General features: G+C 61.6%; 18 protein-coding genes. 12 read left to right on the top strand and 6 right to left on the bottom strand.

Translation table 11 applies throughout. The annotated features are described in order from the left end of the window. Positions 1-150 precede the first annotated feature (150 nt). From AC1MDT_RS02270 to AC1MDT_RS02295, 6 genes are all read right to left on the bottom strand, one after another. Positions 151-1,731: a FadD3 family acyl-CoA ligase gene (locus AC1MDT_RS02270; protein ID WP_480420500.1), complete on the bottom strand. Its 1,581-nt coding sequence runs from the start codon at positions 1,729-1,731 to the stop codon at positions 151-153. Between the two features lie 71 nt (positions 1,732-1,802). After that, a complete protein-coding gene (locus AC1MDT_RS02275; protein ID WP_480420501.1) occupies positions 1,803-2,546 on the bottom strand; it encodes an SDR family NAD(P)-dependent oxidoreductase in 744 nt (247 codons plus the stop codon). Between the two features lie 99 nt (positions 2,547-2,645). Further along, entirely contained in the window at positions 2,646-3,734 is a 1,089-nt protein-coding gene (locus AC1MDT_RS02280; RefSeq protein ID WP_480420502.1) for a 2Fe-2S iron-sulfur cluster-binding protein, read from the bottom strand. Positions 3,735-3,747: 13 nt separating this feature from the next. Further along, positions 3,748-4,503, bottom strand: coding sequence for a glucose 1-dehydrogenase (locus tag AC1MDT_RS02285; RefSeq protein ID WP_480420503.1), 756 nt, complete (start codon positions 4,501-4,503; stop codon positions 3,748-3,750). Continuing rightward, complete coding sequence (locus tag AC1MDT_RS02290; RefSeq protein ID WP_480420504.1) at positions 4,491-6,170, bottom strand: FAD-binding protein; 1,680 nt, start codon at positions 6,168-6,170, stop codon at positions 4,491-4,493. The genes AC1MDT_RS02285 and AC1MDT_RS02290 overlap by 13 nt, the downstream gene beginning before the upstream one ends. Positions 6,171-6,179: 9 nt before the next feature. After that, positions 6,180-6,695: a flavin reductase family protein gene (locus AC1MDT_RS02295; RefSeq protein ID WP_480420505.1), complete on the bottom strand. Its 516-nt coding sequence runs from the start codon at positions 6,693-6,695 to the stop codon at positions 6,180-6,182. A 650-nt stretch (positions 6,696-7,345) separates the two neighbouring features. On the opposite strand from AC1MDT_RS02295, the gene AC1MDT_RS02300 reads away from it, so the two are divergent. The 12 genes from AC1MDT_RS02300 to AC1MDT_RS02355 all read left to right on the top strand — a co-directional run bounded on the left by AC1MDT_RS02300 (position 7,346) and on the right by AC1MDT_RS02355 (position 19,820). Next, complete coding sequence (locus tag AC1MDT_RS02300) at positions 7,346-8,530, top strand: acyl-CoA dehydrogenase family protein (RefSeq protein ID WP_480420506.1); 1,185 nt, start codon at positions 7,346-7,348, stop codon at positions 8,528-8,530. Positions 8,531-8,653: 123 nt separating this feature from the next. Next, the gene (locus AC1MDT_RS02305) at positions 8,654-9,775 is read left to right on the top strand and encodes an LLM class flavin-dependent oxidoreductase (RefSeq protein ID WP_480420507.1); all 1,122 of its coding nucleotides are present in this window, start codon (positions 8,654-8,656) and stop codon (positions 9,773-9,775) included. 513 nt (positions 9,776-10,288) lie between these two features. Beyond that, positions 10,289-10,648: a DUF6124 family protein gene (locus AC1MDT_RS02310; protein ID WP_480420508.1), complete on the top strand. Its 360-nt coding sequence runs from the start codon at positions 10,289-10,291 to the stop codon at positions 10,646-10,648. Positions 10,649-11,046: 398 nt separating this feature from the next. Continuing rightward, on the top strand, positions 11,047-11,943 hold the full coding sequence (locus tag AC1MDT_RS02315; protein WP_480420509.1) for a VOC family protein: 897 nt from the start codon (positions 11,047-11,049) through the stop codon (positions 11,941-11,943). An 11-nt stretch (positions 11,944-11,954) separates the two neighbouring features. Next, the gene (locus tag AC1MDT_RS02320; protein ID WP_480420510.1) at positions 11,955-12,836 is read left to right on the top strand and encodes a CoA transferase subunit A; all 882 of its coding nucleotides are present in this window, start codon (positions 11,955-11,957) and stop codon (positions 12,834-12,836) included. 12 nt (positions 12,837-12,848) lie between these two features. Next, positions 12,849-13,643: a CoA-transferase subunit beta gene (locus AC1MDT_RS02325; RefSeq protein WP_480420511.1), complete on the top strand. Its 795-nt coding sequence runs from the start codon at positions 12,849-12,851 to the stop codon at positions 13,641-13,643. A 35-nt stretch (positions 13,644-13,678) separates the two neighbouring features. Beyond that, entirely contained in the window at positions 13,679-14,551 is an 873-nt protein-coding gene (locus AC1MDT_RS02330) for an enoyl-CoA hydratase (protein ID WP_480420512.1), read from the top strand. A 2-nt stretch (positions 14,552-14,553) separates the two neighbouring features. After that, positions 14,554-15,621: an NAD(P)H-dependent flavin oxidoreductase gene (locus AC1MDT_RS02335; protein WP_480420513.1), complete on the top strand. Its 1,068-nt coding sequence runs from the start codon at positions 14,554-14,556 to the stop codon at positions 15,619-15,621. Between the two features lie 11 nt (positions 15,622-15,632). Further along, complete coding sequence (locus AC1MDT_RS02340; RefSeq protein WP_480420514.1) at positions 15,633-16,388, top strand: enoyl-CoA hydratase family protein; 756 nt, start codon at positions 15,633-15,635, stop codon at positions 16,386-16,388. A gap of 10 nt (positions 16,389-16,398) precedes the next feature. Beyond that, positions 16,399-17,565 (top strand): acyl-CoA dehydrogenase family protein, encoded by a 1,167-nt coding sequence (locus tag AC1MDT_RS02345; RefSeq protein ID WP_480422685.1) that lies wholly within the window; start codon positions 16,399-16,401, stop codon positions 17,563-17,565. Positions 17,566-17,575: 10 nt separating this feature from the next. Continuing rightward, positions 17,576-18,631 carry an acyl-CoA dehydrogenase family protein gene (locus AC1MDT_RS02350; RefSeq protein WP_480420515.1) on the top strand — a complete coding sequence of 352 codons (1,056 nt, stop codon included), beginning with the start codon at positions 17,576-17,578 and terminating at the stop codon, positions 18,629-18,631. 40 nt (positions 18,632-18,671) lie between these two features. Further along, complete coding sequence (locus tag AC1MDT_RS02355; RefSeq protein ID WP_480420516.1) at positions 18,672-19,820, top strand: acetyl-CoA C-acetyltransferase; 1,149 nt, start codon at positions 18,672-18,674, stop codon at positions 19,818-19,820. Positions 19,821-19,824 lie beyond the last annotated feature (4 nt).

The following is a 19,824-nucleotide window of genomic DNA, read 5'->3' on the forward strand; positions in this document are numbered from 1 at the left end:
GCGAAGCCTGCGTTCGACTGCGAAGCAGTCGTAAATCCTGCCAACACGGTTACCCTGAAAAACCGTAGCGTCTGATTTTACGGCCGCTGTGCGGCCGAACGCAGGCTTCGCCAGCTGCTACACGGGATTGAAGGGCCCTTGCGAAATCCATCAGTCAGCGCCCAACTCAGCCCACTCACGCAACACATTCTTGGTCACCTTGCCCGCCGCATTCAGCGGCATATTCTGCAGCACTCGAACCCTGCGCGGGACTTTGTAGTTGGCCATCTGCTCACGGCACCAGGCGAGGAATCGTGCCTGTTCAATCTCCATGCCGGGTGCCGGGAGCAGGAACGCCATCGCCACTTCACCCAGGCGTTCGTCGGGAATGCCGATGACCGCGACCTGGGCCACGCCCGGATAGGTCAGCAAACAGTGTTCGATCTCCGCCGGGTACACGTTGAAACCGCCGGTGATGAACATGTCCTTGAGCCGGTCGGTGATGCGCAGGCATCCCTGCTCATCGAGTACGCCGATGTCCCCGGTGTGCAGCCAGCCGTCGGCATCGACGATTTCCCGACTGGCCTGCGGATCATTGAAATAGCCCTGCATCAGGTTGTAGCCGCGCACCTGAACCTCGCCGGGGACGTTGGCCGGTTGATTGTGACCGGCATTGTCGACACAGCGGATTTCCACACCGGGCATGGCCCGGCCGCTGGTGTTAGCAACCTGTTCCGGCGAATCACCAGGACGGCAGATCGTCGCAAAGCCGCAGACTTCGGTCAGACCATAGGCCGTCACGATGGTGGAAAATCCAAGCTCCTCACGCATGCGCTGGATCATCTCCACCGGGATTGCGGCGGCGCCGGTCACCGCCACGCGCAATGACGTCAGGTCGTATTCGCTGCGTTGTGGATGGGCGAGGAGTGACTGATAGAGCGTCGGCGGCCCCGGCAGCACGGTGATCCGTTCGCGCTGGACGCATTCGAGCACCGCCTGCACATCGAACACTTGCTGCGGCACGATGGTGCAGCCGCGCATCAGGGCCGCGAGCCAACCGGCCTTGTAACCGAAGGAGTGGAAGAACGGATTGACGATCAGGTATCGATCACCCTCATGCAACCCGACGATATCGCTCCAGTCGCGCACCACTCGCAGGTTTTGTCCGTGGCAGGTCATTACCCCTTTGGGCTTGCCGGTGGTGCCCGAGGTGAACAGCAGGTCAGACAGTGTGTGTGGACCCACGCTGCGTTCGCGGGTTTGCAGTGCCAATTGCGACACGTCCGCCGCCAGCGAGAAAAATTCTTCCCAGCCCAGCGTGCCGGATCCACCGCCACGCAAATTGACGATGTGGCGCAGCGCCGGCAGCGCTTCGCCGACCAGCATGCGCGGGTAATCGGCACCCAGAAACTCCCCGATGGCAAACAGCACGCAGGCGCCGCTCTCACGCAGGATGTAACCCGCCTCGCTGCCTTTCATGCGGGTATTGAGTGGTACCAGCGCGGCACCGACACTCTGCAACGCACCCGCGGCAACCATCCATTCCCAGATATTGGGCGCCCAGATCGCCACCCGATCTCCGGCCTGAACGCCCAGCGCCAGCAGTGCGCGAGCGGCTTGCCGACGCAGTTGGTCGAGTTCTCGGTAGCTGATCGTTCGTCCCGTGTCCTCAATGGCCGGGCGATCGCCGTAGGCCTGGGCCGCGTTGGCGAACAGTTGGGGAATGGTCAGTGCATGTGCGACAGGCGGCATGGGGCCTCCTCGGTTAGAGGACAAGTGCGAAAAGGGGATAGGCCAGGCAGGGCGCCCGGCCGGATGGAGAGTCAGGCGGGCGGGGCGAAGCGGCGGCCGGCGGAGAAACCACCGTCCACGGCGATCATTTGGCCGCTGACAAAGGACGCCTCGTCCGAGGCCAGGAACAGCGCTACATTGGCGACCTCTTCCGGTTGTCCGCAGCGGTTGAGCATATGTTGCGAAGCGAAGAAGGCGTGGAAGGCTTCCTGCTCACGGACCATGCTGGTCATCGGTGTTTCGATCAGGCCGGGACACAAGCCGTTGACGCGGATGTTGGCGTAGCCGTAGTCGATGGCCATCGAGCGGGTCAGCTGGTTGATGCCGCCCTTGGAGACGTTGTAGGCAACGTTGCCATCGCAGCCTTGCAGGCCGAAGATCGAGCCGACATTGATGATCGAGCCGCTGCGTTGCGACTCCATCGACGCCAGCGCATATTTGCTGGTGAGCATGCTGCCCGTCAGGTTGATGTCCATCACCCGTTGCCAGTTGGCGGTGGTAGTCTGGGTCACGCTGCCCTGGTCGGCAACGCCGGCCGCGTTGACCAGCACGTCGATGCGCCCGAAGTGGCTGATGATTTCATTCATGACCTGCTGGACTTGCGCTTCGTCGCGCACATCGAGGGTCATGAACCGGCCAGGGAAATCCGCCGGTGCGGTGCCGATATCCAGCCCGACCACTTGTGCGCCTTCAGCGGCGAATCGGCGCACACAGGCCAGGCCGATCCCCGACGCGCCGCCGGTAACGACAGCGACCTTATTCTGCAAACGAGCCATAACTGCACCTCTTTTATTGTTGTGGGCTAACGCTGTGGCCGAGTCTAACGGCAGACCGGGTCAAGGTGATCGTCCGTTGAGACTATTGCTTTTGGCCGTTCAATCCGGGAACTTCAGCCGGACCCGGGTGCCGGTCGGACGGCTCTGGCAAGCCAGCGTCCAGCCCTCGGCGAGCTCCCGGGGGCTGAGCACATCGTTGCGGGCCAGCTGGGTTTCACCTTCCTGGACCACACACATGCAGGCCCCGCAAAAGCCTTCTTCGCAGGAAGAAGGCACATCCAGCCCGGCCGCCTTGCAACTTTGCAGCAGGGTGTCGCCGGGGCGACAGGCAATCTCATGTTGCCGACCATCGAGCTCGACGATCAACGCCTCGCATCGCGAACCGAGGGCCGCAGCCCTGGCCAGCGCTTCTTCAGCCAGCAGTTCGTCGGGATCGGGTGGCGAGACGAAGCGTTCGACGTGGATGCATTGGGCGGCTTCGCCCAGTCCCAGCAAGGTGCGCTCCACGGTGTCCATGAACGGACCCGGCCCGCAGATGAAGTAGTCACCGCCACTCGATCCGCGCAGCAGATGACGCACCTGGGCGTCGGTGAGGTAGCCCTGCACGGAGTCAAGTACGTGCACGACTTGCAGTTGTTCGGGATGGGTCTTGCTCAGCTGGCACAGCTCATCCTTGAATATCACCGAGGCTTCATCGCGGTTGGCGTAGATCAATTTGATCGGTCGCGAGCTGCTGTGCAGCGTCGATTTGAGGATGGAAAACACCGGGGTGATTCCGGAGCCGCCACCGAACAACACCAACGGCCTGGCGTCGAACGCCGGCTGAGGCTCGTCCAGACAGAAATGCCCGGCCGGTGGCAGTACCTCCAGCCAGTCACCGACCTGGACGTTGTTCATCCAGTTCGATACCCGGCCACCCTCGACCCGCTTGACCGTGACCTTGGGCCGCGCATCCGTCAGCGGTGAACTGGCCATGGAGTAACAACGAGTCAATAGCTTGCCGTTGCAAGGCACGCGAAAACTCAGGAACTGGCCCGGTTTGTAGCGAAAGCGCTCACGCAGTGACGGTGGTACATCCAGCACCAGCGAGCGTGCGTCGTCGGTCTCATCGATCACCGCGCACACTTGCAATGAATAGCTTCCCGTCGCTTGCTCGACCGGTGTCAGGTTCTGCTGTTGCGTGCCCATGCTCACCTCGGTCTCAGAGCCCGCTGATCAATTGGGCGTTGTCGACGCGGATCTCGGCACCGTTGACGAAACGCGACTCGTCCGTGGCGAGGAACAGCACCACGTTGGCAATGTCCCGGGGCGCGCACATGCGATTCATCGGGTCTTGATCGAGGGCTTCCTGAGGAATCGCCTGGCCACCGGTCAGGGCCTGGGTCATCGGCGTATTCACACCGTCCGGGTGCACGCTGTTGCAGCGAATGCGGTAGCCCTGCTGTTTGCAGTGCAAGGCAACGGAGCGGGTCATCGCCGCTACCGCGCCCTTGGAGGCCGAGTAGGCACAGAACATCGGCATCGCGCCCAGCGCTGCCACCGACGACATATTGATGATCGAGCCGCCGCCGGTTTCTTTCATGGCCTGGATCGCGTACTTGCAACCGAGGAAATATCCGTCGCCATTGATCTTCTGTACCTTCTGCCACAGTTCCAGGGTGGTGTCTTCGATGCTGCCCAGGGCCAGGATCGCCGCGTTGTTCACCAGTACGTCGAGGCGTGCGAAGTGTTCCAGGGTGGTTTTGATCACCCGTTGCCAGTCGCTTTCGCTGGCGATGTCGTGACGGATAAACAGAGCGTTACTGCCGATTTCCGCGGCGGCCTGGCGACCGGCTTCTTCGTTGAGATCGGTCAGCACCACTTTGGCACCTTCGCGGGCCAGCAGCAGGGCGTCTTCGCGACCGATGCCACTGGCGGCGCCGGTGATGATGCAGACTTTGCCTTCTAGACGTTGCATTGTGGTTCTCCTGAGCGTGTGATTTGAAGTGCGGCCAGGTCGGCCAAGTGCGTAGCAGCGCGACGACCGGAATAGATGCAGTCGGCCAGCGACAGGCCCGAGATATACAGATTGGAAGCGACTCCGACGGCGGTGCGACCGGCGCTGTACAGGCCGGGAATCGGGGCGTCGGATAGGTCCAGCACCTGGCCGCTGCGTTCGCAGACTTTCAGCCCGCCGAGGGTGATGACCGGGCAGGGGAACAGGCGGCTGGCGAAGGACAGATCGAGGGCGTACCACGGACCTTGGTCCATGTCGGCGAGCATGGTTGGTGACTTGCCAAACGCATCAGCGACTTCGCCCTGCGCGGCGCGGCTATAGGTTTGCACGTTTTGTCGCAGAGCTTCGGCGGGCAGCCCGCAACGTTTTGCCAGACCCGTGAGGCTGTTGCAGCGCCTGGCGTTGAACAGCAAGTTGAGCAGCACCGGCAGTCGCTGGAATTGCCAGACTTTGCCCGGACCGACCTGACGTAATGCTTCGCGCACCAGCGCCCGATTGAGAATCAGAATGGCGCGACCGTCCTGCTCTTCGACCATCGCGTGGCCGAGGGTTGCACCGTAGATTTCTTCGTTAGCGTAGCGCTGCCCATGCGCATTGACGATCAGCCCTCGGGCCCAGGCCAGCGGCGGATTGATAAAGCGCCAGGCACTGACCTTGTCCATCCGCGCCACGCTGCCACCCACACTTTGGCCGAGGGCGATACCGCTGCCGTTGCAACCCGTGGTCCCCAATGGCAAACCGGCCAGGTATTGCGGGGCATGCTGGCCGACCCACTCGCGATTGAAGATAAAACCGCCGCTGCTCAGCAATACACCGTACTCGGCGCGAATCAGCTGGCGCTTGGCACTGGTTTGTTCGATGCGGCGCACGCGGGCGCGCAAACGGTCGGCCAGGGCCGGGGCGTACATGTGGAGAGCGCTGGCCCAGCGCGACAGTCGCGCATGTTGACGGGCAGCGCGGCTGCCGGACGGCAGGTGCCAGGCTTCGACGCCCAGCACCTGATTGCCAGTGTCGATCACCAGGCGCCGGACTTCACACTGGCTGCGTAGTCGTGTGCCGTGGTGCAAAGCACTGGCTTTGAGGGGGGCGAACAGGCTGGCACCGGACATGCCCGGGCCTTTGGTGCGATGCCCGCGAGGCGCCGGTTTGGCTAGCGCGGCATAGGCCGGCACGGTTTCGTTGCCGGAATAATAGAGATAGTACTGATCGCTCGGGTACGAGGTTTTATGCGGCGGTACGCTGGATTCGAACGCGACCCCCTGGCGCTCAAGCCAGGCTAATTGCTCGCAACTGCCCTCGCAGAAATCGCGCAATGTCTGGCTGCTGACGGCCTCGCCGACTTCCTGACGCAAGTAGTTGAACATCGCTTCGCTGCTGTCGTCATAGCCGGCCTGACGCTGATACGGCGTGCCACCACCGGCATAGACCACACCGCCGCTGAGTGCGGTAGCGCCGCCCCCTTCGAAGCGATCCAGCGCCAGCACAGCCAATCCGCGGCTGGCCGCTTCGATGGCTGCACAAGCGCCGGCTCCGCCAAACCCGACGACCAGCAAGTCGCAACGATCATCCCAGTTCAGCTGATCGGCGCTGCTCACTCGCAACGCCGGCAACCCTTGTAAGCCGTCCATGTCCGGGCCTTAGCCAGCGACAGCGAAGGCGGTTGAAGGTTTGGCGGTGGTGGTGTAGCTGCCATCCAGGTAGACCAGCGGCGTGATCGAATCGCTGGTGTGAATCTGCAGGATGCGCCCGATGAAAACGGTGTGGGTGCCATAGCTGAAGTGGCCGTCCTGCCGGCAGAGAATCGCAGATTGGGCGTCACCCAGATACGGAATGCCCCCGGCGCTGGTCAGCCAGTTACCACGATCGAAACGCGCTTCGCCTTTGATCGCGCCACTGCACAGGTGTGCCAGATCCTGTTGCTCGATGCCCAGAATGTTCACGCAGAAGTCCGCGCCGGTCGCCAGCGCCGCATGAGGCGAGGCGGTCTTGTTGACGCAGATCAGCAGCGACGGCGGTTCAGTGCTGAGGGAGTCGACAGCCGTGGCGGCCATGGCGAAACGCTCAGAGCCGTTGCTGGTGCTGATTATGGTGACTGACTTGGCCAAGCGGCGCATGGCCTGGAGCATGTCGGCTTTCAGATTGACGTCATTCATCGCACGAGCCCTTTCGTTGTGCATGGAGTGCGATGGATTCTTGCTCCGACGTCCCTCCTTAACATCGTCCGAGGGGACTAGGCCTTGGCGGCCTCTGGGCCGACCAGGGCTCTGGGTGAATGGGGGCATAGTCGTTGCTGCGGTAACGGCCACCTAGGGTTTCGCCCTTACGGCGACTCACTTTTTTTTCAAACGCCAAAAAAAGTAAGCAAAAAAAGCGTCGAACGGCGCTGCGCGCCACTCCCCGGATGAACACCTCCACTCAGCCTCCCGAAGGGGCGGGTAGATCAAAAGCTCAGGCGAGCTAACGCTCGGCCTGATGAGTGGTGAGGATCAAAAGCGGTACGCCGACCTGCTTTATGTAGGAGCGAGCTTGCTCGCGATGGACGTGAACGATAACGCGTACTGTCTGGAAAAACGCGCTGCCTTCGAATTCATCGCGAGCAGGCTCGCTCCTACAGGGGAATGCGTACGCTCTGAGCTGCCGCAGGCTGCGATCTTTTGATCTTCGCTTTTCTCTCAAGCCACATGGTCCGTTTGAGGGATGCCCACCCTTGCGCGCATTGCTTGAATGCCAGGGTAGGGGCGCTACACCCGCCCCGCTGCACGCGCGCCCCGGCGGATGGGGTGAACAAAGGAGAACAACAAAAATGCTCAACCAAGACCTGATTCGCCAGCGTCTGAGCCAACGTGCCCGCGAGCTGGTGCCGATCCTGCGTGAACGCGCCCTGAACGCCGCGCAAGCCGGCCAGTTGCCTGAAGAAACCTTGAAGGATTTCCATGACGCCGGGTTCTTTCGCATCCTTCAGCCATCTCGCTGGGAAGGCTATGAGTTGGAGCCCAAGGACTTTTTCGAGGTGCAGATGACCCTCGCCGAGGGCTGCATGTCCTCGGCTTGGGTGCTGGGCGTGGTGGCGATCCACAATTGGCAATTGGCGTTGTTCGATGACCGCGCCGCGCAAGATGTGTGGGGCGCCGATTCCAGTGTGCTGATCTCTTCTTCCTACATGCCGGTGGGCAAGGTCGAGCGGGTCGAGGGTGGTTTCAAGCTGAGCGGGCGCTGGGGTTTTTCCTCGGGTAGTAAGCATTGCGATTGGGTGTTCCTTGGTGCGCTGGTGCCGCCGGAAGAAGCGGGTGGGGCGCCGGATTACCGGACCTTCCTGGTACCGCGCAGCGACTATCAGATTCTCGACAACTGGAATGTCATGGGCCTGGAAGCCACCGGTTCCCACGACATTCTGGTGGAACAGGCCTTTGTGCCGGAATACCGAACCCATCGCGCCTTTGACGGTTTCATGCAGAACAGTCCGGGTAATGCGGTGAATACCGCGCCGTTGTTTCGGCTGCCGTTCGGGCAGATTTTTGTGCGCGCGGTGTCGTCCTCGGCCATTGGCGCCCTGCAAGGTGCGGTTGATCAGTTTGTCGAGCACAACCGCGCGCGTGTCGGGGTCAACGACGGTCGCAAAATGGTCCAGGACCCGGCCGCGCAGTCGGCACTGGCCAACGCGATGGTGTGCGTCGACGAGTGCAAGACCGTGCTGCTGCGCAACTTCGCCCTGATGCTGCAACGGGCGCAAAGCGCGGAACCGTTGAGCATGCCGGAGCGGGTGAAGATGCGTTATGACTCGGCGCTGGTGGCCGACAAATGCGCCAAGGCTGTCGCCGACCTGATGTTCAACAGTGGCGCCTCGACCATCTTCCGCAGCAACGGGATCAACCGGGCGTTTCGCGACATTCACACCGGTCGCGCCCACGTTGCCAACAATCCTGCCAAGTACGCCTGGAATCTCGGTGGGGTGAGCATGGGGCAGGACAGCAACGACTTTTTCCTCTGACTGTTTTTCCATGAATCGGCTAGTCCGTTTGCGTGATTCGAGCGCCCCGTCGATGCCCGAGCATGGGTGCAAGGCACAGGTCTCTGGCGCCGACTGCGCATCCAATAAAGACAAGGATCAACCATGAAATTTTCACTGATTTACGAAGCCCAGACGGTGGACTCCAGCCGTGAAGGCGACCGCAAGATTTTCGAAGACACCGTCGAGCAGGCTGTGCTGGCCGACAAGCTCGGCTTCGACACCTTCTGGTGCGTGGAGCATACGGCGCTGAGCAACTACTCGCACATGTCCGCGCCGGAAACCATGCTGGCCTTCGTTGCCGGTAAAACCGAACGCATCGGCATCGGCCACGGCGTAATTTGCCTGCCTCCTGCAATGAACCACCCGGTGAAAGTGGCGGAACGCATTGCCACCCTCGATCTGTTGTCCAAGGGGCGGGTGCATTTTGGCGTTGGCAAGGGGGGCACTCAGCAAGAGGCAGGGACCTTCGGTTACGACCTGGCTACCCTGCAACCGCAGATAGACGAAATGATGTACCTGATCCCGAAAATGTTCGTGCAGGACGAAATCGAGCATAACGGCGACTTCGTGCAAATCCCGAAGCGCCCCATCCATCCCAAGCCTTATCAAGACCCACACCCGCCGATGTACTTGGCCTGCACCAACACCGAGTCGCTGAAAAATGCCGGCGGTCGCGGTATGGGGGCCCTGGTGTTGGGCTTCGGTGGTCCTGAAGAGATCGCCAAGAAAGTCGAGGTGTATCACGAGGCCTGGGACAACCGCGACGAGAAGAAACAGGTCGGCTTCCGTCCCAACCGCCATATCGCGGCGCTGTGTCCGGCCATCGTTCTTGAAGACAATGAAGAGGCTCGCCGCATTGGTATTCGTGGCCAGCGTTACTTCATGGAGTCGCTGGGCTATTGGTACGGTGGTGGCGAGCGTCCGGACCCGGAAAAGTGGAAGGACGACACGTTCGTCGACGGTAACGGCCAGAGCGTGATCAAGTCGCGCTTCGCCTCGGAGGAAGTCAGCGTCGATTTCTCCGACCCGACCATGGCGATGATGAACCCCAACCACGCCTACGGCACCGTCGAAGATTGCATCGGTTACGTGCAGCGCCTGATCGATGCCGGCGCCGACGAGATCCTGTTCATCTGCCAGATGGGTACCGTGCCGCAGTGGGCGCAACTGGAGACCTTGCGCAACATCGGCGAGAAAGTGATTCCACATTTCCGCAAGGCTTGAAACCCGACGCTTAAGGCGTGAACACCGCATGACCCTTGTGGGAGCGAGCCTGCTCGCGAAGGCGGTGTGCCAGTCGACACAGATGTTGGCTGTCATGCCCTTTTCGCGAGCAGGCTCGCTCCCACAGGTTTTTGGGGCAGTTCCCGTTACCGAGTTGGTGTTTAAACAGGGTTTGTTTAATCGTTGTCAGTGTTACTTGATGAAAGCTACAACACCTTGCGTCGTTGCCTACAGGTACGCCAGAATCCGCCGGCTTGTGCGCCTTGGGCTTGCTCGGTAACTTGATTCGTGTCACTGCCCATCAGTGATCGGGTTTAGCAGCCTGGGGTTATAAGTAAGCTGCACAAGCTCTTGTCAGTCAGGCATTCTCATGCCTGCACTTGATGGTAGTTGTGCGCAGGGCGCCTTCGGGCGCGCCGGCTTTGCTAGCTTCCCCGGTCTGCTAACCTGCGTACAGCTGCCTCCCTCTCGTTTAGCAGCAGGAGGGTTGGCACCCAATCAGGAAGCCAGCTTATGTTCAAAGTCACACCCAACCCACCGGACACCGATCCGGCCTCCCCGTACGAACCCGATTCAAAAAAACTCAACGACGCCGCCGAGCGCGCCCTCAACTACCACTTCCCCTCGACAGCCGACATCAAAGCCACGCCGCGCACACCGAGCACCCTGTTTACCGTCGACCCCGAGGTCACGACTGAAACCCTGATGGTTTATCTGGTCGAGACGCTAGCCTCGGTGGATGTGATGGTCCATCAGCTGGTGGATCATCTGGACGGTGGAGACCGCAATGCCCTGCTGGGCATTTCCAACAGCGTGATGCTGGCGGAGATCACGGCAAATCGGGTACTGGATCAAATCGAACCGCCTGCGTAAAAACGCAACCAATCCCTGTGGGAGCGAGCCTGCTCGCGAAGGGGCCCTAACATTCAATATCAATGTCGAATGTCAAACCGCCTTCGCGAGCAGGCTCGCTCCCACAGGAAATGTGTTCCACCGGCCCTAACGCGATCCGTAGCAGCTGGCGAAGCCTGCGTCCGAACGCGGCCCGAGCCGAACGCAGGCTTCGCCAGCTGCTACAAGGTATGCGTTGCTGCTTAACTGATCGGCATTAGCCATTTATGGCCCGTTTTTTTTGTTCCCAGCCAATCATTTCCGCTAGTCCCATTGGACGATGTTGCCCCCCTCCAAACCCGTTTGAATAGCCCTATATAAAGTCTCTCCCGGCAGTTGCCGAGGGGCGGCTCGGCCTGAGAAAAACGAGGAGTGCATCCATGGATATCCGTGGTCTGGGTTACGTCACCCTGTTATCCAGCGACCTGGTGCAATGGCAGCAGTACGCAAGCCAGGTGCTGGGCATGATGGTCACCGGTAGTGATGACGATGAGCGCCTGTACCTGAAAATGGACGATCGCCATTATCGCATCCTGGTGGAGAAGAGCACTCAGGATGGCTTCGGCGCCTGCGGCTGGGAAGTCCCCGGCAAAGCGGCACTCGAACACGCTGTCAGCGTTCTGGAACAGGCCGACGTACGAGTGACGCGCGGCACAATGGCTCAAGCCGAACTGCGCAAAGTCCAGGAGCTGGTGCACTTCAGCGACCCGGATGGCAATCGCCACGAACTGTTCTGGGGACCGTTGCAGGACTTCGCGCGCTTCGTCTCGCCGGTGGGGGTCAAGGGTTTCGTCACCAACGAATTGGGCATGGGCCACGTGGTCCTGCCGGCGCCGAGCTTCGAGCGCTGCCGGGACTTCTACGAGCAAGTGCTCGGTTTCGGCCTGTCCGACCTGATGAAAGTCCGCTTCACCCCGGACCCGGCCGAGCCGCAAAAACGCATTCACTTCCTGCACTGCAACAACGGCCGGCACCACTCGCTGGCGATCTTCGAGTGTCCGATGCCCCACGGTTGCGTGCACATGATGGTCGAGGTCAGCACGCTGGACGAAGTCGGCCGGGCCCTGGACCGCGTGCACGCCAACGGCGTGAAACTCTCGGCCACCCTCGGCCAGCACACCAATGACCAGATGATCTCGTTCTACATCAAGACCCCGTCCGGGTTTGACCTGGAATACGGCTGCGATGGCCTGGTGGTCGACTGGGATCGCCACACGCCTTTCGAAAGCACCGTGGTCAGCCACTGGGGCCACGACTTCAGTGTCGGTCGCCAATGAGGAACATGACGATGGACAAGCAAATGACCCCCTTCGAGATCGTCGGCCAACTGCGTGACGGTATGACCATTGGTATTGGTGGCTGGGGACCGCGACGCAAGCCCATGGCCCTGGTGCGGGAGATACTGCGCTCGGACCTCAAGGACCTCACCGTGGTCGCCTACGGCGGTGCCGATGTCGGCATGCTCTGCGCCGCCGGCAAGATCAAGAAACTGGTGTTCGCCTTCGTGTCCCTGGATTTCATTCCACTGGAACCGTATTTCCGCAAGGCGCGCCAGGAAGCGGCGTTGCAAGTGATGGAAATCGATGAGGGCATGCTCCTGCTTGGCCTGCGTGCAGCAGCGATGAACGTGCCGTTTATTCCGACGGCGGTTGGGCTGGGCACGGATGTGCTGCGTCACAACAGCCAGATCAAACTGATCGCCTCGCCCTACGCCGACGGCAAGGACTGGGTCGCCATGCCGGCGCTCAAGCTGGATGCGGCGCTGGTTCACGTCGACCGTGCCGATGTGCGCGGTGTCTGTCAGATCAGCGGTCCTGATCACTACATGGACGATCTGTTTGTACGTGCAGCGACTCATAGCTACGTCACCTGCGACGAACTGGTCGACAGCGAATTTTTCCATTCCGATGCAGCACAGGCGCATCGAGTGTTCTGGGAACGCAACCTGACCACCGCCGTGGCCCACGTTCCGGGCGGTGCGCATCCGACATCCTGCGCGCCGCTGTACGGTTTCGACGTCGCGCACTTCAAGGCTTACAACGCGTCGGCGCAGGTCATTGATGGCTGGCAGGGTTATGTCCAGAACTATGTCGACTGCACTCACGAGCAGTACCTGGAAAAAGTCGGCGGCCTGGCTGCCATCCGCCAACTTCCCCTGCCGGTTTTCTAAGCGAGCCTCGATATGACCACCTCTGCAATGACCTACAGCCTCGCCGAACTGATGATCTGCGCTGCCTCCGAGGCCTGGCGCGACGACGGCGAAGTCCTCGCCAGTGGTATCGGAGTGATTCCGCGCCTGGCCGCGTCACTGGCCATGCTCAGCTGCAATCCGCAGCTGCTGATGACCGATTCCGAAGCCTACATGGTCGCCGAACCGGTGCCATTGGGCGCGCGCAACGGCTACCAACCCAAGCGTGACAGCTGGATGGGTTTTTCGCGGATTTTCGACAACGTCTGGGGCGGCAAGCGCCATGCGTTGGTCGGCCCGACCCAGATCGACCGTTTTGGCCAGGCCAATATTTCGTGCATTGGTGACTACGCCAAACCCAAGGCGCAGATGCTCGGTGTGCGCGGTTTTCCCGGCAACTCGATCAGCCACGCCAACTCCTTTTGTGTGCCCAGCCACAACCGTCGGGTGTTCGTCGAGGGCGAGGTCGATATGGTTGCTTCGGTCGGCTACAACCCGGCCCGCCTGGCGCGCGGCTGGTCCCTGGACGAGATCGATATCCGGCTGATCATCACCGACCTCTGCGTGCTGGATTTCCAGGGGCCGCAACGGCAAATGCGCATTCGCTCGCTGCACCCCGGTGTGACCGTGGCTGAAGTTCAGGACAACACCGGATTTGCCCTGCATGTGCCGCAAGACTGCCCGACTACAGCTGCACCGAGCGTCGAGCAATTGCAGCTGATCCAGCGCCTGGACGCGCACAACCTGCGCGCCAGCCAGCTCAAAGACAACCCGCCAGGCCAACGCTGAGTGTCGCTCAGGCAGTCCCGTTTCGGAGAAAAGTGATGGCTGAACATAACGACAAAAAAGAAGCCGACGTGGTGCTTTACGAGGTACGGGGCGAGGTAGCCATCGTCACCATGAACCGCCCCGAGTACCACAACGCGCAGAACTCGCAGATGACCTATGCGCTGGACGCGGCGTTTCGTCGGGCCTGCGACGACGATGAAGTGAAGGTCATTGTTTTGCGCGGCGCCGGCAAGCATTTCTCCGCCGGGCACGACATTGGCACCCCGGGCCGTGACGTCAACCAGACGTTCGAACGCGCCAGCCTGTGGTACGACCATGTCAACAAACCGGGCGGCGAATTTCTCTATGCCCGGGAGCAGGAAGTCTATCTGGGCATGTGCCGGCGCTGGCGCGAAATGCCCAAGCCGACCATCGCCATGGTCCAGGGCGCCTGCATCGCGGGCGGGCTAATGCTGGCCTGGGTCTGCGACCTGATCGTTGCCAGTGAGGATTCATACTTCGCCGATCCGGTGGTGCGCATGGGCATTCCCGGGGTCGAGTATTTTGCCCATGTGCATGAACTGAACCCGCGCATCGCCAAGGAGTTTCTGTTCCTCGGTGAGCGCATGCCAGCGGCGCGCGCTTATCAAATGGGCATGCTCAATCGGGTGGTTACCCGCGATGTGCTGGAACAGGAAACTCTCGACATCGCCGGGCGCATTGCGCAAATGCCGCGCCTGGGTCTGCAACTGAGCAAGCAGGCGGTCAACAACGCCGAAGACTTGATGGGCAAGCGCGCGACCATGGACATGGTGTTCGGCCTGCATCACTTCGCCCATGCCCACAACGAACTGGTATCCGGTGACCGTCTCGGCGGCTATGACGCCAAGGCTATGGCCAGTTCACAACGCACAACAGGTGGGGCGTGAGCATGGCGGTCTCTCTGAATACCCGTCTGACCGAGTTGCTCGGTTGCCGCTACCCGATCATCCAGACTGCCATGGGTTGGGTTGCCGATCCGAAACTGGTGGCGGCGACCGGTAATGCCGGCGGCTTTGGTTTTCTCGCCGGCGCGACCATCGAGCCGCAACGGATGGAAGCGGCGATCCTCGAAACACGGCGCCTGACCGATCAGCCGTTCGGGGTCAATTTTCATATGTACCAGGCCAACGCCGGCGAGATTGTCGAGCTGGTGCTGCGTCATAACGTCAGGGCGGTCAGCTACAGCCGCTCGCCCGGCAAGCAAATGATCAGCCGTCTGAAGGACGCGGGTGTGGTGTGCATCCCCACGGTCGGTGCTCTAAAGCATGCGCAGAAAGCCGTGGAGATGGGCGCTGACGCCGTCACCGTTCAGGGCGGCGAGGGCGGCGGGCATACCGGGTCGGTGCCGACGTCGTTGCTGCTCGATCAAGTGGTCAACGCGGTCTCGGTGCCGGTGGTCGCGGCTGGTGGATTCAAGGACGGCAACGGTCTGGTGTCGGCCCTGGCCTACGGTGCCGAAGGCATCGCCATGGGCACACGCTTTCTGATGTGTGCCGACAGCCCGGTGCCGCAGGCGACCCTGGCGCGTTACCTGGCAGTCGAGGACCCGGCGGCGATCATCATCAGCCGCGCCATCGACGGCATGCCGCAACGGATGATCCGCAACGAATTGCTCAACCAACTAGAAGCCAGCGGCGGTCTCAAGCGCTGGTTGCTGGCGGTGCGCAGTGGCTTGGCCTACCGCCGCCATAGCGGCATAAGCCTGGTTCAACTGCTCGGCAGCGCGCTGAAGATGCGCGGCAGCGGCGAGCTGACCGCCGCGCAAAGCCTCATGGCGGCCAACGCACCGATGGTGATTCAGAAAGCCATGGTCGACGGGCGCCCGGCCGAAGGCGTATTGCCCGCCGGCCAGATTGCCGCGTCCATCGACAGCTTGCCTAGCTGCGCCCAATTGATTGAACAGATCGTCCGCGACGCTGAAGCGCGCCTGGGCGATCTGTGCCGCCGTGTGTCGTGAAGGGGAAAGGCATGAAACCATTTAGCGTCAGTATCGAAAACGGCATCGCCGAACTGGTGTTCAACCAGCCACCGGTCAACGCCTTCAATTGTCAGGGCTGGACCGATATCGCCAGCGAAATCGAAAGCTTCGGTCGCGACGCCAGCGTCCGGGTGATTGTCATTCGTGCTGAAGGTCGCGGCTTCTGTGCCGGGGTCGACATCAAGGAGCTGGCCGCCGACGGCAACCTGATCGTGGCGGTCAACAAGGGCAACTACGACAGCTTCAAGGCGATCCACCGTAATCCGAAACCGGTGATCGTCGCCGTGCACGGCTTCGTCCTCGGCGGCGGCATCGGTCTCTGCGGCGCTGCCGACATTCTGGTGGCCTCCGAGTGCGCTCGTTTCGGGGTGCCCGAAGTGGATCGCGGCGCCATGGGCGGCGGCGCCCATTTGCAGCGGCTGTTCCCGGTGCAGAAGGTGCGGCACATGTACTTCACCGGCGAGATGATCGACGCCGCGGAGGCCTGGCGTCTCGGTGCGGTGGAGCGTGTAGTCAAGCGCGAAGATTTGCGTGAAGCCGCGTTGCAGATCGCCCGCGCCATCGCCGCCAAAAGCCCGGCCATGATCAGCCTGGCCAAGGAAGCCTTGAGCGGCATCGAAGACGGCAATCTGGAAGACAAATATCGCTGGGAGCAGGGCTTCACGCTTGAAGCCTATCGCTCACTGGACTCTCAGGAAGCACGCGACTCGTTCGTCGAGAAACGCGATGCCCGATTCAACGGCTGAAGGCACTCTCATGGACCTGACATACACCCCGGCCCAGCAGGCCTTTCGTGCGCAAGCGCGGGCCTGGCTGACGGCCAATGTACCCAGCGAACCGCTGCAATCGTTCGACACCGAGCAAGGCTTTGCCGAGCATCGTGCCTGGGAAACCCGGCTCAATGAGGGGCGTTGGGGCATGGTCACCTGGCCGACCGAGCTCGGTGGACGCGGTTGCGACTTGATCGAGTGGCTGATTTTCGAAGAGGAATACTACCGTTCCGGTGCCCCCGCGCGGGTCAACCAGAATGGCATCTTCCTGCTCGGGCCGACGCTGATGGAATACGGCAGTGAAGAACAGAAAGCGCGATTTCTGCCGCGCATGGCCACCGGGGAAGATATCTGGGCCCAGGCCTGGTCCGAACCGGGTGCCGGCTCCGACATGGCGGCGATTCGCTCAAGGGCTGAACGGGTGGGCGACCACTACGTGATCAACGGTCAGAAAACCTGGTCGACCCGTGCGGTGTGGGCCGATTGGGCGTTCGGGATTTTCCGCACCGATCCTCACTCGCAGCGCCATCAGGGCCTCACGTTTATTCTGCTGCCGCTCGATACGCCGGGGATCACCGTACGGCCCATTCCTCAGCTCAATGGCTTGCCGGGGTTCGCCGAAATCTTCTTCGACGACGTCAAAGTGCCGGTGGAGAACGCGTTGGGCGGCGAGGGAATGGGCTGGCATGTGGCGATGTCCACCGCCGGGTTCGAGCGCGGTTTGCTGCTGCGTTCGCCGGCACGTTTTCAGGAAACCGCCCGGCGTCTGGTGCAGCTGTACCAGTCGAATCGCGAGCAAGCCGACCGTGATCCGGCGATTGGCGAAGCGGTGATGCGCGCCTGGCTCGACGCCGAGGCCTACACCCTGAACACCTACATGACCGCCTCGCAACTGGTGCAGGGCGGGAAGATCGGGCCGGAATCCTCGACCAATAAAATTTTCTGGTCGGAACTCGATCAGCGCATGCACGACACCGCCCTGAGCATTCTCGGATGGCGCGGCGAGCTGCTGCCCGAGGCTCCGGCGGCTGGCGATGCCGGCCATTGGCTGGAAGGTTTTCTGTTTGCCCAGGCCGGGCCGATTTACGCCGGCACCAACGAGATCCAGCGCAACATCATTGCCGAACGCATGCTCGGCATGCCGCGTGCCTGAGGAATCAATCATGGACTTTAGTTTCAGCCGCGACCAATTGCTGTTTCAGGACAACGTCAGAAGTTTTTTGATCAACGAAGTGACCCCGGAGCGCATTCGCGAACTGTGGCTCAGTGATAGCGGGCGCAGCGACCGGCTCTGGGCGCAACTGATGGAGTTGGGCCTCACCGCGCTGACCGTGCCGGAGGAGCATGACGGGATGGGCATGAATGAACTGGACTTCATTTTGATCGCCCAGGAATGTGGTTACGCCGGTCTGCCGGAGCCGCTGGTGGATACGATGCTGATCGGCGTGCCGTTGCTCGCTGCCCTTGATGAAAGTCACGCGGCGCTTAAGCAACATTGGTTGGTGCGTGTCGCTGAAGGCCGCGCGCGGTTGGCGATTGCCGAGCCGGGTAACCTGCTGGTCAGCGATGCCCATGTCGCCGATTTGCTGTTGCTGGCCCATGGCGATGAGGTGCACGCGGTTGAGCGTGGCACCGTGCGACTGACCCGCAATGTATCGATCGATCCCAGTCGTCAACTGTTCCAGGTCGACTGGACACCCACGCCCGCCACCTGTGTGGCTGCCGGTGAACAAGGGCGGCGTTTGTGGGCCGCTGCGTTTAACCGCGGGGCGCTAGGCAGTGCCGCGCAGTTGCTCGGGCTGGCCAAACGCATGGTCGATCTTGCGGTGGATTACACCTTCGAACGCAAACAGTTTGGCAAACCGGTCGGTTCGTTCCAGGCCGTCAAGCACTTGATGGCCAATATTGCGGTGCAGATCGAATTCGCCAAGGGACCGTTGTATCGCGCCGCCTATGCACTGGCGGAGCAACAGCCGGGTCAGGAGGTGTTGATTTCCCATGCCAGATTGGCGACCTCGGAAGCGGCGATGCTCGCGGCCAAAAACACTATTCAGGCTCATGGCGCCATGGGTTACACCTGGGAGGTCGACCTGCACCTGTTCATGAAACGCGCCTGGGCGCTGGACAAGGTCTGGGGTGATCGCGGCCATCACAAAGGACGAATCCGTGCGGCGTTGTTTAACGGCAATCACGCCCTGGGTGCTGGCAATACTTTCTGACGGCGACTGTGCCCGACTTCAACTGACTGCGAGGTAGACCATGCCTGAAGCCTATATTGTAGATGCTCTGCGCACGCCCACCGGCCGGCGCAAGGGTGGTTTGAGCCAGATTCACGCGGCCGATCTGGGCGCCCATGTCTTGCGCGCGCTGGTCGAGCGCAACGACATCCCCGATGAGGATTACGACGACGTGATCTTTGGCTGTGTCGACACCATTGGCCCGCTGGCCGGGGACATTGCCCGGACCAGTTGGCTGGCCGCCGGCCTGTCGCAATCGGTGCCTGGCACTACCATCGATCGCCAGTGCGGTTCGTCCCAGCAAGCGGTGCACTTTGCCGCCCAGGCCGTGATGAGCGGCACTCAGGATGTGGTCGTCGCCGGTGGCGTGCAAACCATGACCCAGATCCCGATTTCCTCGGCCATGATCGCCGCTGAACCGTTGGGCTTTCGCGACCCGTTCAGCGGCTCCGAAGGTTGGGTCAGGCGCTACGGTGCGCAACCGCCGACGCAATTTCGCTCGGCGCAAATGATTGCCGAGAAGTGGGCGTTGTCCCGCGCGCAGCTGGAGGCCTATTCACTGGAGTCGCATCAGCGAGCATTGCGGGCCATCGAGCAAGGGCGGTTCAACCGCGAGATCGTACCGCTGGCCGGGGTCGTACACGACGAAACGCCGCGCCAGACCAGCCTGGCGAAAATGGCCGAACTGGAAATTCTGTTTGGCTGTGATCGGGTGACGGCAGCGGTCTCCAGCCAGACCTGCGACGCGGCCAGCGCGATGCTGATTGTCTCTGAAGCGGCGCTCAAGCGTTACGGGCTGACGCCTCGAGCACGCATCCACCACCTGAGCGTGCGCGCCGAAGACCCGATCTGGATGCTCACCGCACCGATCCCGGCGACCGCTTACGCGCTCAAACGCGCCGGCATGAAGCTGGAAGACATTGATCGGGTGGAAATCAACGAAGCCTTCGCGTCGGTGGCGATGGCGTGGCTCAAGGAGACGGGTTATCCGCATGAGCAGACCAACGTCAATGGAGGGGCGATTGCCCTTGGCCATCCCTTGGGCGCCACTGGCACCCGTTTGATGTGCAGCCTGCTGCATGAACTGGAGCGCAGTGGTGGGCGCTTCGGTTTGCAGACCATGTGCGAAGGCGGTGGCCAAGCCAACGTGACAATTATTGAACGCTTGTAATCGA

The organism is Pseudomonas sp. ASL7 (assembly GCF_056680375.1).

Coding starts and splice junctions, on each gene's coding strand:
- AC1MDT_RS02315 (WP_480420509.1), top strand. CDS start 11,047: ATGGATATCCGTGGTCTGGGTTACGTCACCCTGTTATCCAGCGACCTG.
- AC1MDT_RS02335 (WP_480420513.1), top strand. CDS start 14,554: ATGGCGGTCTCTCTGAATACCCGTCTGACCGAGTTGCTCGGTTGCCGC.
- AC1MDT_RS02340 (WP_480420514.1), top strand. CDS start 15,633: ATGAAACCATTTAGCGTCAGTATCGAAAACGGCATCGCCGAACTGGTG.
- AC1MDT_RS02300 (WP_480420506.1), top strand. CDS start 7,346: ATGCTCAACCAAGACCTGATTCGCCAGCGTCTGAGCCAACGTGCCCGC.
- AC1MDT_RS02345 (WP_480422685.1), top strand. CDS start 16,399: ATGGACCTGACATACACCCCGGCCCAGCAGGCCTTTCGTGCGCAAGCG.
- AC1MDT_RS02310 (WP_480420508.1), top strand. CDS start 10,289: ATGTTCAAAGTCACACCCAACCCACCGGACACCGATCCGGCCTCCCCG.
- AC1MDT_RS02330 (WP_480420512.1), top strand. CDS start 13,679: ATGGCTGAACATAACGACAAAAAAGAAGCCGACGTGGTGCTTTACGAG.
- AC1MDT_RS02275 (WP_480420501.1), bottom strand. CDS start 2,546: ATGGCTCGTTTGCAGAATAAGGTCGCTGTCGTTACCGGCGGCGCGTCG.
- AC1MDT_RS02295 (WP_480420505.1), bottom strand. CDS start 6,695: ATGAATGACGTCAATCTGAAAGCCGACATGCTCCAGGCCATGCGCCGC.
- AC1MDT_RS02355 (WP_480420516.1), top strand. CDS start 18,672: ATGCCTGAAGCCTATATTGTAGATGCTCTGCGCACGCCCACCGGCCGG.
- AC1MDT_RS02290 (WP_480420504.1), bottom strand. CDS start 6,170: ATGGACGGCTTACAAGGGTTGCCGGCGTTGCGAGTGAGCAGCGCCGAT.
- AC1MDT_RS02285 (WP_480420503.1), bottom strand. CDS start 4,503: ATGCAACGTCTAGAAGGCAAAGTCTGCATCATCACCGGCGCCGCCAGT.
- AC1MDT_RS02305 (WP_480420507.1), top strand. CDS start 8,654: ATGAAATTTTCACTGATTTACGAAGCCCAGACGGTGGACTCCAGCCGT.
- AC1MDT_RS02270 (WP_480420500.1), bottom strand. CDS start 1,731: ATGCCGCCTGTCGCACATGCACTGACCATTCCCCAACTGTTCGCCAAC.
- AC1MDT_RS02320 (WP_480420510.1), top strand. CDS start 11,955: ATGGACAAGCAAATGACCCCCTTCGAGATCGTCGGCCAACTGCGTGAC.
- AC1MDT_RS02280 (WP_480420502.1), bottom strand. CDS start 3,734: ATGGGCACGCAACAGCAGAACCTGACACCGGTCGAGCAAGCGACGGGA.
- AC1MDT_RS02350 (WP_480420515.1), top strand. CDS start 17,576: ATGGACTTTAGTTTCAGCCGCGACCAATTGCTGTTTCAGGACAACGTC.
- AC1MDT_RS02325 (WP_480420511.1), top strand. CDS start 12,849: ATGACCACCTCTGCAATGACCTACAGCCTCGCCGAACTGATGATCTGC.